This is a genomic window from bacterium (assembly GCA_026129405.1).
Taxonomy (GTDB): domain Bacteria; phylum Desulfobacterota; class Binatia; order DP-6; family DP-6; genus JAHCID01.
Genome location: JAHCID010000002.1, coordinates 706,538 through 718,530, shown reverse-complemented (window position 1 = coordinate 718,530; position 11,993 = coordinate 706,538). Strand labels below are relative to the sequence as shown.

At 73.5% G+C, this 11,993-nt stretch carries 11 protein-coding genes; 7 read left to right on the top strand and 4 right to left on the bottom strand.

The features are described from left to right. The first annotated feature begins 29 nt into the window (after positions 1 to 29). Positions 30 to 656 carry a glutathione S-transferase gene (locus tag KIT14_11600; protein ID MCW5891180.1) on the top strand — a complete coding sequence of 209 codons (627 nt, stop codon included), beginning with the start codon at positions 30 to 32 and terminating at the stop codon, positions 654 to 656. A 107-nt stretch (positions 657 to 763) separates the two neighbouring features. Beyond that, positions 764 to 1,270, top strand: coding sequence for an OmpA family protein (locus tag KIT14_11595; GenBank protein ID MCW5891179.1), 507 nt, complete (start codon positions 764 to 766; stop codon positions 1,268 to 1,270). A 58-nt stretch (positions 1,271 to 1,328) separates the two neighbouring features. Here the strand turns inward: KIT14_11595 and KIT14_11590 are convergent, their stop codons facing one another. Genes KIT14_11590 through KIT14_11580 form a run of 3 tightly spaced genes read right to left on the bottom strand, consistent with a single transcriptional unit; the run spans position 1,329 to position 4,842 of the window. Continuing rightward, a complete protein-coding gene (locus tag KIT14_11590; GenBank protein MCW5891178.1) occupies positions 1,329 to 1,919 on the bottom strand; it encodes a sulfoxide reductase heme-binding subunit YedZ in 591 nt (196 codons plus the stop codon). Next, positions 1,919 to 2,905 carry a protein-methionine-sulfoxide reductase catalytic subunit MsrP gene (msrP, locus tag KIT14_11585; GenBank protein MCW5891177.1) on the bottom strand — a complete coding sequence of 329 codons (987 nt, stop codon included), beginning with the start codon at positions 2,903 to 2,905 and terminating at the stop codon, positions 1,919 to 1,921. The genes KIT14_11590 and msrP overlap by 1 nt, the downstream gene beginning before the upstream one ends. Positions 2,906 to 2,946: 41 nt before the next feature. Continuing rightward, the gene (locus tag KIT14_11580) at positions 2,947 to 4,842 is read right to left on the bottom strand and encodes a right-handed parallel beta-helix repeat-containing protein (GenBank protein ID MCW5891176.1); all 1,896 of its coding nucleotides are present in this window, start codon (positions 4,840 to 4,842) and stop codon (positions 2,947 to 2,949) included. 289 nt (positions 4,843 to 5,131) lie between these two features. Here KIT14_11580 and KIT14_11575 point away from each other — a divergent pair, with 289 nt between their 5' ends. Continuing rightward, a complete protein-coding gene (locus KIT14_11575; GenBank protein MCW5891175.1) occupies positions 5,132 to 6,550 on the top strand; it encodes a hypothetical protein in 1,419 nt (472 codons plus the stop codon). Between the two features lie 9 nt (positions 6,551 to 6,559). Here KIT14_11575 and KIT14_11570 read toward each other — a convergent pair whose 3' ends face one another. Continuing rightward, positions 6,560 to 7,990 carry a cellulase family glycosylhydrolase gene (locus tag KIT14_11570; protein ID MCW5891174.1) on the bottom strand — a complete coding sequence of 477 codons (1,431 nt, stop codon included), beginning with the start codon at positions 7,988 to 7,990 and terminating at the stop codon, positions 6,560 to 6,562. 215 nt (positions 7,991 to 8,205) lie between these two features. On the opposite strand from KIT14_11570, the gene KIT14_11565 reads away from it, so the two are divergent. From KIT14_11565 to KIT14_11550, 4 genes are read left to right on the top strand one after another with little or no spacing between them, the layout of a single operon-like run. Then, positions 8,206 to 8,649, top strand: coding sequence for a hypothetical protein (locus tag KIT14_11565; GenBank protein MCW5891173.1), 444 nt, complete (start codon positions 8,206 to 8,208; stop codon positions 8,647 to 8,649). Then, the gene (locus KIT14_11560; GenBank protein ID MCW5891172.1) at positions 8,646 to 9,107 is read left to right on the top strand and encodes a hypothetical protein; all 462 of its coding nucleotides are present in this window, start codon (positions 8,646 to 8,648) and stop codon (positions 9,105 to 9,107) included. The genes KIT14_11565 and KIT14_11560 overlap by 4 nt, the downstream gene beginning before the upstream one ends. Before the next feature lie 54 nt (positions 9,108 to 9,161). Further along, a complete protein-coding gene (locus tag KIT14_11555) occupies positions 9,162 to 10,172 on the top strand; it encodes a gluconate 2-dehydrogenase subunit 3 family protein (protein MCW5891171.1) in 1,011 nt (336 codons plus the stop codon). After that, positions 10,169 to 11,989: a GMC family oxidoreductase gene (locus KIT14_11550; protein ID MCW5891170.1), complete on the top strand. Its 1,821-nt coding sequence runs from the start codon at positions 10,169 to 10,171 to the stop codon at positions 11,987 to 11,989. Before KIT14_11555 ends, KIT14_11550 begins: the two co-directional genes overlap by 4 nt. Positions 11,990 to 11,993: the final 4 nt, after the last annotated feature.

The window sequence follows — 11,993 nt, the reverse complement described above, 5'->3', positions numbered from 1 at the left end:
GCGCCGCCGCCGGTGCTCTACCGAGAGCCATGGTCGTCGTCCATCACCTGAACGAGTCCCGCTCACAGCGCATCCTCTGGCTCCTCGAGGAGCTGGGTGTGCCGTACGAGGTGCGACGCTACCAGCGCGACGCGACCACGAGCCTCGCGCCGCCCGAGCTGAAGGCCGTGCATCCGCTCGGCAAGTCGCCCGTGGTCAGCGACGGCGAGCGGACGATCGCCGAATCGGGCGCCATCGTCGACTACCTGATCCGCCGCTACGGGGAGGGGCGCCTGCAGCCCGACCCGGCGTCGCCGGACTACGATCGCTACGTCGAGTGGCTCCACTACGCCGAGGGCTCGGCGATGCTGCCGCTCATGCTCCAGCTCTACACCATGCGGCTCGGCGACGGCGGCGCGCCGCTGAAGCCGCGCATCGACGCCGAGATCGCGAACCACCTCGGCTACGTCGACGCCGCCCTCGCCGGGCGCCGGTTCCTGGTCGGCGACGAGCTCACCGGCGCCGACGTCCAGATGACCTTCGTCGGCGAGGTGGCGCGCATGTTCGGGCAGCTGGCCAGCTGGCCGAACCTCGCCGCGTACGTCGAACGCATGCACGCGCGGCCCGCGTTCCGGCGCGCCGTCGAGCGCGGAGGCGGCTACATGCTCGGCGGCTGAGCGCCCGCCGACGCGGCGTGGCGTGAAATGGTAAGACCCCGGCCGCGCCGGTCCGCTAGCTTCGCCGCATGCTCGATCCCTTGCGTCGGATACGGCCCCTCGTTGCGGTGCTCGCGGCCTCCTGGCTGCTCGGCGGCTGCGTCATGCAGTCGACCTACAACTCGATGCTCGCACAGCAGCAGTCGCTGGAGGCGGCGTTGCAGTCGGAGATCTCGGCCCAGCAGGTCGAGATCGAGCAGCTGAAGAACGGCATCCGCGTGCGCATGGCCGACGCGCTGCTCTACGGCGAGGGCCAGGTCGCCCTCAGCGAGAAGGGCATCAGGGCCCTCGATGCCGTGGCGCCGCAGTTCGCGGGCGAGACCTACGAGATCGACGTCGTCGGCAACACCGACGATCTGCCGATCGCCGCCGCGTTCGCCGGCCGCTTCCCGAGCAACTGGGAGCTCGCCGGTGAGCGTGCCTCGATCGTCGTCCGCCACCTCCAGGCGCAGGGCGTGGACCCCGGCCGCATGCGCGCGATCTCCGCCGGCCAATACCATCCGGTCGCGCCGAACGACTCGGCCGCCGGGCGCGCCCAGAACCGCCGCACCGAGATCCTGCTCCGTCCGCGCTGAGCGGACGCACACGTCGCGGCCGGCACCCCCGCGGCGTGCGCCGGCCGTGCGGCCGACCTCAGGTCGGACGCCGGCCGGTGAGCCGGAGCGCCAGCAGCCCCGCCAGCACGAGGGCGTAGGCGACGGGCTCCGTCAGGTCGACCTTCACCCGCCACACGAAGTGCAGCACCGCGAGGCCGGTGGCGAGGTAGGCGAGACGGTGCAGCAGCTTCCAGCGCGCGAAGCCGAGCCGCCGTACGGCGCCGGCCGTCGAGGTCGCCGCGAGCGGGACGAGGAGCAGGAACGCCGCCGCGCCGACATGGATGAAGCGACGCTTGGTGACGTCGGCCCACAGCGCCGCGCCGTCGAAGCCCTGGTCGAGGGCCACGTAGGTGGCGACGTGCAGCGCGGCGTAGGCGAACCCGAGCAGCCCGAGCATGCGCCGCAGGCGCAGCGGCCAGGTCCAGCCGAGGAGCGTCTTCGCCGGCGTGCACGCGAGCGCGGCGACGAGGAAGATCAGCGCCAGGAGCCCGAGCTGGTTCAGCGCCTCGGCGATGGGGTTGGCGCCGAGCGTGCCGTGCAGCGCACGCCGGCACAGCACCGCCAGCGGCACGAGCGCGCCGAGGAGGACGCCCGGCGCGAGCCAGCGCAGCGGGCGGGCGCGCGCCATCAGAAGTCCCTGCGCAGGTCCATGCCGGCGTAGAGGCCGGCGACCTGGTCGGCATAGCCGTTGAAGGGCAGCGTCGGCCGCCGCCACAGCTCGCCGATGCGGCGCTCCGTCGCCTGGCTCCAGCGCGGGTGGTCCACGGCCGGGTTCACGTTGGCGTAGAAGCCGTACTCGTTCGGCGCGACGCGGTTCCACGTGGTCTCGGGCGGCGTCGCCACGAGGCGGATGGCGACGATCGACTTGATGCCCTTGAAGCCGTACTTCCACGGCACCACGAGCCGCAGTGGCGCGCCGTTCTGGTTCGGCAGCACCTTGCCGTACAGCCCGGCGGCGAGAAGGCTCAGCGGGTGCATGGCCTCGTCGAGGCGCAGCCCTTCGACGTAGGGCCAGGGTAGGACGGTCGTGCGCTGCTCGGGCATCTGCTCCGGATCGAGCAGCGTGGTGAAGGCGACGTACCGCGCCCGCGATGTCGGCTCGACGCGGCGGAGGAGATCGCCGAGCGGGAAGCCGAGCCACGGGATCACCATCGACCAGGCCTCGACGCAGCGCATGCGGTAGATGCGCTCCTCGAGCGGAAACCAGCGCAGCAGGGTGTCGACGTCGACGGTCTGCGGCTTCGCGACCTCGCCCTCGATGCGCACCGTCCACGGACGCGCGCGCAGGCTGCCGGCGTTCGCCGCCGGGTCGCCCTTGCCGAGGCCGAACTCGTAGAAGTTGTTGTAGGTGGTGACGTCGGCGTAGGGCGTCGGCGCCTCGCCGCCGGCGGCGTCGACGCGGCTCGCGATCGGCAGATCGAGGGCCGCCGGCGCGGGCGTCGCGTCCTCGCGCCGGTCGGCGCGCGTGCCCTGCGTCAGCCACAGGAGCCCGCCGCCGACGGCGGCACCGGTGCCGACCAGGCGGACGGCGTCGCGCAGGAACTCGCGGCGGCGGAGGTAGAGCGACTCGGGAGTGACGTCGTCGGGCCTGGGCATGGGGGAGACGCCGGCCATTGGATGCCGGCGCCGGACCTCACGCTACGGACGCAGGGGCGTCACTTGCACTTCACCGTCTTGCCGTCGGTCCGGCAGCCCTGCAGGGGCGCGTCGAACGACGCCGTGCCGCACTGGCCCGTCGCCCCGGTGGGCGGGTCGAGGATCACGACGCCGGTGAGCGGCAGGTTCGCGGTGTTCACCGCGTATGCGCCGTTCTTGCCGGTCACCTTGATCTGCACGAGGCCGGGCGTCTTCTTCGAGAGATCCTTGATCGACAGCACCGTGATGCCGCCGACCGGCGGCACCTTCGCGGTGTACTTCCAGGCGAGGCCGTTCTTCGCGGCCTTCCAGCCCACCTTCGTCACGGGATCGTACGCGCCGCCCGGGATGGTGGCGTCGAGGGCGCGCACCCCGGTCGAGTCGGCGATCACGACGACCGCCCCCGAGGTCGCCGGATCGAGCGCCGGCGTGAAGGGATGCGGCACCACGACGTCGCCCTTGAAGATGAGCCCGTCGTCCGCCGCCGGCGTATCGAGCTTCTTCAGGACGAGGTTCGCCCTGGCCAGCGCGGAGCCGGTCTCGCAGCTCGTCCGACAGGGCGGCAGCAACCCCGGCGGCGGCAGCTCCTTGATCTCGACCGGGGGCGGGTTCGGCAGCAGGATCACGTCGACCGTCATCACGAACGGCCCGCGCGGCGGCTGCACGCCCTCGCACAGGCTCACGACCTTCCCGAGGCTCTCGTTGTTCGCGAACGTGGTGTTCGTGTGGCCCCAGATGAAGCGATAGGGATTCGGGCTGCCGGTGATGTTCGCGACGTTGTCCGCGATGACCGTGCCGGCGACCGGCTGCCCCAGGTGGAGCGTGCGGTGCTGGGTGCCGACCACGATCGCCTCGTCGATGGGATCGCTGCTGGTGAAGGTGTTGCCGGTGATCTCGGTGCCGTCGTCCTCGACACGGATGCCGAAGGTCACGTCCTCGAACCGGTTGTTCCGGATGACGTTGTCGTCGGCATAGTCGAGCGCGTAGCCGGGGGCGTACTGCGGATCGCTGCACTCCATCGGGAAGATGTTCTCGCTCATGCGCGAGCCGACCCAGATGCCGTTGTCCTCGCCGACGAAGGTGTTGTTCTCGATGACGTTGCCGTCGGCGCCGTAGCGGCGGTGGTACCAGCGCTGCGGCCGCGAGCTCCAGTACTCGCCGCAGTTCTTGTAGAGGTAGATGCCGCCCGCGGTGTTCGTCTGGAAGACGTTGTTGCGCACGACGTTGAAGCGCGAGCCGTCGATCGACAGCCCCTCGCGCCCGGTGCCCCAGTACCAGAAGTCGATCCCGGCGAGGGTGCGGACGCCGCCCGCCGGGCCGTTCTCGCCGTAGCCGTTGTCGATGATGAGGTTGTTCTCGACGACGCCGTTCTTCGAGCCCGCCTCGAGGTAGATGCCGCTGCTGCTGGCGCCCTCGACGCGGAGGTTCCGCAGCGTGACGCCCTCGACGTAGCCGTTCACGAAGATGCCGACGCCGCGCGAGTTCTTGCTCGTCCCGTCCTCGATGGTGATGTTCGAGAAGCCGTTCTCGTACTCGACGCCCGCGGCGAGCTCGCGGAAGCCTTCGCGCTCGATGTGATAGTTGTTGAGGAAGCCCTCGACGTGACAGTTGCGCACGGTGATGTCGGTGAGCGGCGTGTCGACCGGCGCGTGGATGTAGACCCCGTAGCGCCGGTCCGGCGCCGCGATGTGCGCGCCCTGGCAGTCGAGCGTGACGTTGGACGCCACGATCTCGACGCCGCGGGTCCAGGTGCACGACGGGTCGAGGTGCGACGTCGCCGTCAGCGTGACGACCTGATTGGCGCGATCGCAGGTGACGAGCTGTGAGCCGGGATCGACGGCGGCAGCGGGCCGCGGCGCGAGCGCCGCGAGCGCGGCGGTGCACGAGAGAAGAGCCAGGGTCGAAGGTCGTCGCATCGGGTCGGGTCTCCACGATCGCCGGGCCGCGTCGGGCCGCCACGCCGCCCGTTTTGCGACGCGGCGACGATCGTCCATGGGTCATGGCGCTACCGTCGCGGGCCGGGCCGGTCAAGAAGATTCCTCCGTAACGGCGCGCCGATCCGACGTCGTTTCGCGGCCTTGGCCGGGAATCGCGACCGACGTGGCGAGCGCCGCCCCGCCGCCCCCGTGCGGACCTGTGAGCCCCCCCATCCGGCGCTTCAAATCCCGGGAGGGGACGTGGTAGCGGGTCGCCCGGAGCGCGCCGATGTCCCGCGATCGCCCCGAACGCACGAGCCTCCTCAGCCGGGGGCTGCTGGTCCGCCGCACCCGGCTCGTGCTCGTGATGTCGATCGCGGGGGCGAGCACGTTCTCCGCGCTCGATCTGCTGGCGTGGCGGGCGGCGCTGCTGCCGACGTTCCTCTTCAAGCTGTTCGGCATCTCCTGTGCCGTCCTCGCCTTCGTGCTGATGGGGCGTCCGTGGGCACGGCGGCGCGCCTGGGGGCTCTCGATCCTCGTCGTCACCGTCGGCTATCTGCTGACCGGCACCGACCGCGTCGTCAGCCACGGCGGCGACTACCAGACGACGACCCTGCTGTTCGTCGGCGCCGCACTGACGACGGGCGCGATCGTTCCGTGGGGCGTGGCCGCGCAGGCGGTCACCGTCTCGGTCGCGGCGGCCGTCCTCGGCACCGCGGTGCTGCTGCACGACGGCACGCTCGCCTCGGTGAGCCGCGATCCGGCGGCCGCAGTCGTCATCGCGTTCCTGCTCTCGCTCGCGGCGGCCAACGAGGTGACGCGCTACCGCGTGCAGCTGCGCCGCGAGCTGCTCGAGCGGCGGCGGGCCGAGGCCACCGTGCGCCGGCTCGCAGCGCGCCTCGAGCAACGCGTCGCCGAGCGCACGCGCGCGCTCGAGGAGGCGCACGCGGCCCTGCACCATCACCAGGCCGAGCTGGCGCACGCGCTGCGCCTGCACACCGTGGGGGAGATGGCCGCGGCGCTGGCCCACGAGATCAACCAACCGCTCTGCGTCATCACCAACTATGCCCAGGGCGGCCTCCAGCGCCTGCGCGCGGGTCCCGTCGACCCGCACGTGCTGCGCACCGCCTTCGAGGAGATCGCGCGCGAGGGGCTCCGCGCCGGCGACGTCATCCGCGGCCTGCGCAACCTCGTGCAACGCGAGACCGCCGTGAGCGACGGCGTCGACGTCAACGCGCTCGCCGCCGACGCCCTACGCCTCATCGGGCCGCAGGCACGCGTGCACGGCGTCGTCGTGCGGCTCGAGCGCGCGGCCGTGCTGCCGCCGATCCAGGCCGACGCGACGCAGATCGAGCAGGTGATGCTGAACCTCGTGCTGAACGGCATGCAGGCCGCCGCGACGAGCGGCGGCCTGCGCGAGGTGGTCGTCGCCACGGCCGCGCGCGACGGCGGCGTCGAGGTCACGGTGCGCGACACCGGCCACGGCTTCGGCGCGGACGTCGAGCAGCGCATCTTCACGCCGTTCTTCACCACGAAGCCGCAGGGCCTGGGCCTCGGCCTCGCCATCAGCCGCTCGATCGTGGAGTGCCACGGCGGGCAGCTGTCGGCCACCGCACGACCCGGTGCGGGCGCGACGTTCCGCTTCTCGCTGCCCGCGCACGACCTCGGCCCGTCGGCCGCGGGCGGCGGCAAGGCGATCGCCATCTAGTGTCCGCCGCTACCGGCCGCAGAACACGTCGAGCGGCCGGCGCTCGTCGGGCGCCAGGGTCACGTCGAGCGTCGTAGGCCCGTCGGCCGAGCCGATGCGGCAGCCGCGCCGCCCGCGCGTCGCCGTGATGCGCTGCGTGCCCGAGGCGACCTCGAGCTCGAACGCGCCGCGCGGCTTCTTCCGCCGCGTCGTCACGGTCGCCGTCCCGACCGTGACGGTGACCTTCGGCAGCGCCTTGCCCGTCTTGCCGTTCGGCCGCAGCTTGCGCGCCCGCCCGCTCACGACGGCGACGCCGGTGCCGCCCCCGTCCCCACCGCCCCCGGCGGCGCGCCGGCAGTTGGCGCTCCACGCGGTCTTCAGCACCTCAAGCACGGGCGACGGCTCGTGCATGTTGAACGGGTCGATGAAGCCCGCCGGCTGCCAGACCCACACCGCCCAGCTGCCGAGCAGGTCCTGGACGGCGATGCGATCGGCGAGGTACTGCGCCGCGTTCGGGGCGTTGCGGTGCACGCCGAACTCGGTGAGCGCCACCGGCACGCCGTGCGTGTCGACGTACGTCTGGAGCGTCTGGAGATAGGTGCCGAGGAAGGCGGCGCCGACGAGCGTCGCCGCCCCGTCCACGTCGTACGTGCCCGGGTAGGTGGCGCCGCCGACCTGCTGGTGGGTGTAGTCGAACGGCGTGTAGTCGTGGGCCGTGTAGACGACGTGCGCGTCGGCCTGCGGGCGGACGTACGGCAGCCAGGTGACGTTCCCGTAGCCCTCCGGCTCGAGCAGGATCGGCGTCTCCGGATCGACCTGGCGGATGGCGGCGATGGCCGCGGTGTAGAGGCCGTTCACGTCCTCGAGCGTGTTGCCGTACTGGGCGTAGAACTGCGGCGGGTCGACGTAGCCGCGGCGCGCGTAGGCGTTGGGCTCGACCATGATGGAGTAGCCGATGACGGTCGGGTTCGCCCCGTAGCGCTCGGCGGTGTGGCGCAGCATGTCGACCCACGCGGCCTGCGCCGCCGGATCCGTCCAGATGCTCTCCTTCACGCCGGCCTCGCGGTTGCTGATCGCGTTCTCGTTGCGGCCGGGCCCGGAGCGGAAGGCGATGACGGCATAGAGGTTGGCCGCGCCTGCCATCGCGACGACGCGGTCGAGGTTCGCCTGGGCGGCGGCGTCGAGCGCGTACGGCGGCGCCTCGGCGAACAGACCGGCGTGCGAGAGCTGCACGTAGTTGGCGCCGGCGGCGGCCAGGTCGTCGAAGTCGGACTGGGCGAAGTCGCCGTCGCCGATGCCGTTGGTGGCGCCGCCCGGGTTGCGACCCTGGAAGACGTTGGCGCCGCGCAGGATGCCGGCGGACCAGAGCGCGTAGGCGTCGGCCGGGCAGTCGGCCGCGGCGGCGACGGAGGCCAGGGCGACGAAACCGGCGACGAGACCAGCGACGAGGGCGGACGGCATGCGCGGACGCTATCGCAATTCCCCGCCCGGGTGCAGCCCAAAGCCGCCGCCGCGGGCGCGACCAGGCCCGGTCCGCGAGGGGCGCGGCGGCGGCACCTCGTGCACCGCTCGAGCCGGGCACCGTCCCGGCGTCGGCCGCGAAGCGCGAGCGCGCGCCGCACCGACGCGCTCGTCGCGGCGGGCGGCAGCGGCTATGGAGCGGGACGGCGCCGCCGATGCTGCCCGTTCCCGTAGACCTCCCTGCCCTGCTCGCCCGCCTGCGCGCGGCGGAGCGCGGCGAGCAGGAGCGCCTGGCCGGGCTCGAAGCCCGGCTGCGCGCCTTCGAGGACGTCGAGCGGCCGGCGTACGCGCGCTGGCTGCGGCTCGAGCTCGGCCCGACCCTGAGCGCGCTCGACGCGCGCCGCGACGAGCTGCGCGCCCGGCAGGCCACCGCGTTCCGCGTGCAGACGCTCATCGAGCGCGACGGCTTCGCACCGCGCGAGGCCCTGCACGCGATCCTCCATCCCGAATCGGCGCCGCCGCGGCGCGACCGCATGGACCCCGACGTCGTCGACGCGCGCCACGCGAAGACCCTGCGCAAGCCGGGCCGAGCGCCACGCCGCGGCGGCGGGCCGCGGACGCACCGGCGCGCCGCGGCACCGGACGCGCGCGCCCGGTGACGCTGTTCCGCGCCATCGCGCGTCGGCTGCATCCCGACTCGCCGCACGCGCTGCGCGGCCCCGACCCCACCCGCCTGAAGGCGCTGTGGAGCGAGGCGCAGACGGCGTACGCCGCGGGCGACGCCGACCGACTGCTCGCGCTCGCCACCTGGCTCGACGCCGCGGGCGACGGCGGCACGCCGCCCGTCCTCCCCACGTCGCTCGGCGAGCGGTACGCGCGTCTGCGCGGCCTGGCGCGCGCCGCCGACGGCGTCGCGCGCCGCCTCGCCGCGCTCGAGGCCGATCCGGCCTGGGACTTCACCCGGCGCAGGGCGCGCGAGCGCATGCGGCTCCGCGCCGACGCCGCCCGCGGGCTCGACGCCGAGCTGCGCCGCCTCGAGGCGGCGATCGCCGAGGTCGGCGCGATGCTCGACGCGATCGGCCCGGCGCGCGCACCACGCCGCGCGCGCCGGCGCTGATGGATGTCCGCCAGCGATTGACGCCGCGGCGGCACATCGACTACCCGACGCGAGGTGAGCCGGCTCCGACTGCCCCCGCTAGGCTGCGTCGCCCCGCCCCCGCTTCCCCCGCCGCCGACTCCGACCCAGGCCGTCCGCATCCTGCTCACGCGGCGTCAGTTCCTGGGCGCTGCGGGCGCGGCGCTGGTGGTGGCGGCCTCGCCGTGGACGCGGGTGGAGCAGGCCTGGGCCGCCCGGCGCGGCCGCTTCTTCACCAAGGCCGAGCGACGCACCCTCGACGCGCTCGTCGACACCATCCTGCCGCCCGACGCCGATCCCGGCGCCGGCGCGCTCGGCGTCGTGCGCTACCTCGACCGCTACCTGACGGCGCTCGACTTCCGCACCCCGCTCCTCTACGCCGGCGGCCCCTTCAGCGGCCGCCGTCCCTTCATCGACTACGCCACCGGCCGGCCCGCGAAGAAGCGGCCGAAGAACGCGTTCGCGACGTTCGTGCCGCCCACCCGCCTCCAGGCGCTGCACTGGCGCTGGGAGCTGCTCGGCAGCGCCGGCCTCGATGCGGACGAGCGCGCCCTCGTGGCCCCGCTCGACGCCCAGCGCGGCGGCCCGCTGCGCGGCCTGCGCGACGTCTACCGCGACGGCCTGGCGCAGCTCGACGCGCTGGCGCGCATCGAGGCCGGCACCGCGTTCGCGAAGCTCGACGCCGAGACGCAGGCGGCGATCCGCGACCTCGCGCGCACCCGCTTCCCCGTCGACGCGCGCCGCGGCCGCGGTTTCGTCGACCTCGTCGTGCAGCACACGATCGAGGGCTGCTTCGCGGCGCCGGAGTACGGCGGCAACCGCAAGACGCGCGGCTGGGCGCTGCTCGGCGTCGAGGGCGACAGCCAGCCGCTGGGATACGCGCTCTACTCGCGGGCGACGGACGCGTACGCCGAGCGCCCGGAGCAGCCGCTCACGACGCCGAACCCCGACGAGATCGCGGCGCCGAAGCCGATCTCCGCCGAGGCGGAGTCGATCCAGACGTTCATCGCCGCGACCGGCGATGCGCTCGAGCGGGCCTGCTCGTGAAGCGACGCCGGCGCCGCGACGACGACGTGCTCGGCAACCGCGGCCTCGCGGCGTTCGACGTCTGCATCGTCGGCAGCGGCGCCGGCGGCGGCACCGCCGCGGGCGTGCTGGCGGCGGCGGGGAAGACGGTGCTCGTCCTCGAAGCCGGGCCGAACCCCTTCCCCGGGCTCGACCAGCCGGGCCCGCTCGCCCCGACGCTGCACTCCAACGACGAGCTCAAGTACCAGGTGCGCAACTTCATCACGCCGTCGCCCGGGCTCGAGCCGCGCACCTTCCGCCGCAGCGACGGCGACACCGCCGCCATCCACGACGACGTCAACGTGCTGCCGAAGTGCGTCGGCGGCGCCTGGTCGCACGCCGACATGAAGACGCCGCGCTTCACCGGCGTCGACTTCGAGATGGTGAGCGCGATGCAGCGCGCGAAGGACGCCCACCCGAGCCTCGAGGTGCCGGGCTTCTTCGCCGACGCGGGCAGCGCGAGCTGGGTCGACTGGCCGCTGCGCTACGACGACCTGGAGCCGTTCTACGACGCGGCCGAGCGCCTGCTCGGCGTCTCCGGCGACGACTCGAACCCGTTCGCGCCGCCGCGCCGGACGCCCTGGCCGATGCCGCCGGGGCTCGACATGTACCTGGCGCACGTCCTGCGCGAGGGCTGCAGCCGGACGACGTTCCTCGGCGGGCCGCTCTCGCCGCACCGCTACCCCGCCGCGATCAACACGCGCTTCTATCCCGAGGCGCCCGACCTGCAGCGGCCGCCCTGCAACCAGTGCGGCCCGTGCAGCGGCTTCGGCTGCCCGATCCACGCCAAGGGCTCGAGCGCGGTCACCGGCCTGCGCCGGGCGCTCCTCTCCGGCAACTGCCAGCTGCGCGTGAACTGCCAGGCGACGCGCCTCGCGAACGACGGCGGTCGCGTGACCGGCGTCGTCTACGTCGACGCGACCGGCGCCGTGCAGACGGCCACCGCGTCGGCCTACGTGCTCGCCGCCTCGGCGATCGAGTCCGCGCGCCTGTGCCTGCTCTCCCCGACGCCGGCCGGCGGCGCGCTCGGCAACGGCAGCGGGCATCTCGGGCAGAACCTCATGTTCCACTACCAGACGAACGTGAACGGCTTCCTGCCCCGCCGCGTGCACGGCAACCGCGGCATGGCCGTCACCAGCGGCCTCTCGGACTTCCGCGGCGTGGAGCCCGGCGGCGCCGAGGTCCGCGTCGTGCAGACCGACGCGGGCGCGCGTGCCCATCTCGGCGGCGTCGTCGAGTTCTCCGCCCCGCAGGGGCTCACGATCACCGAGGACGGCTTCGTCTACGCCTTCGATCTGCGCCGGCCGCTCGGCCAGCCGCTGAAGGACGCCATCCGCGACCAGCCCATCGGCCAGCACCTCTTCGGCCTCCTCATGCAGGGCGAGGACGCGCCCCGGCGCGAGAACGCCGTCACGCTCGACCCGAGCGTGCGCGACGTCTTCGGCCTGCCGGTCCCGCGCGTCACCTACGAGAACCACGCCTTCGAGCGCGAGGCGCGCAAGTTCTACCTGCCGACGATGCGCGAGATCGTCCGCAACAGCGGCACCGATCGCGTCTTCGCCGCGCCCTGCGACGCCGTCTTCGGCCCGCCGACCTCGCGCCACGTCCTCGGCACCCTGCGCATGGGCACCGACCCGGCGGCGTCGGTCACCCGTCCCGACGGCCGCTTCCACGAGGTCGACAACCTCTGGTGCGTCGACGGCGCCATCTTCCCCACCGGCGGCGGCTGGAACCCGACGCTGACGATCGTGGCGATGGCCCTCCGGATCGCGCACGGCATGGCCGGCACGACGCCGTAGCGCG

Bases quoted from the DNA above. Each gene is read 5' to 3' on its own strand.
- KIT14_11600 (MCW5891180.1), top strand. From the start codon at position 30: ATGGTCGTCGTCCATCACCTGAACGAGTCCCGCTCACAGCGCATCCTC.
- KIT14_11590 (MCW5891178.1), bottom strand. From the start codon at position 1,919: ATGGCGCGCGCCCGCCCGCTGCGCTGGCTCGCGCCGGGCGTCCTCCTC.
- msrP (MCW5891177.1), bottom strand. From the start codon at position 2,905: ATGGCCGGCGTCTCCCCCATGCCCAGGCCCGACGACGTCACTCCCGAG.
- KIT14_11580 (MCW5891176.1), bottom strand. From the start codon at position 4,842: ATGCGACGACCTTCGACCCTGGCTCTTCTCTCGTGCACCGCCGCGCTC.
- KIT14_11575 (MCW5891175.1), top strand. From the start codon at position 5,132: ATGTCCCGCGATCGCCCCGAACGCACGAGCCTCCTCAGCCGGGGGCTG.
- KIT14_11570 (MCW5891174.1), bottom strand. From the start codon at position 7,990: ATGCCGTCCGCCCTCGTCGCTGGTCTCGTCGCCGGTTTCGTCGCCCTG.
- KIT14_11565 (MCW5891173.1), top strand. From the start codon at position 8,206: ATGCTGCCCGTTCCCGTAGACCTCCCTGCCCTGCTCGCCCGCCTGCGC.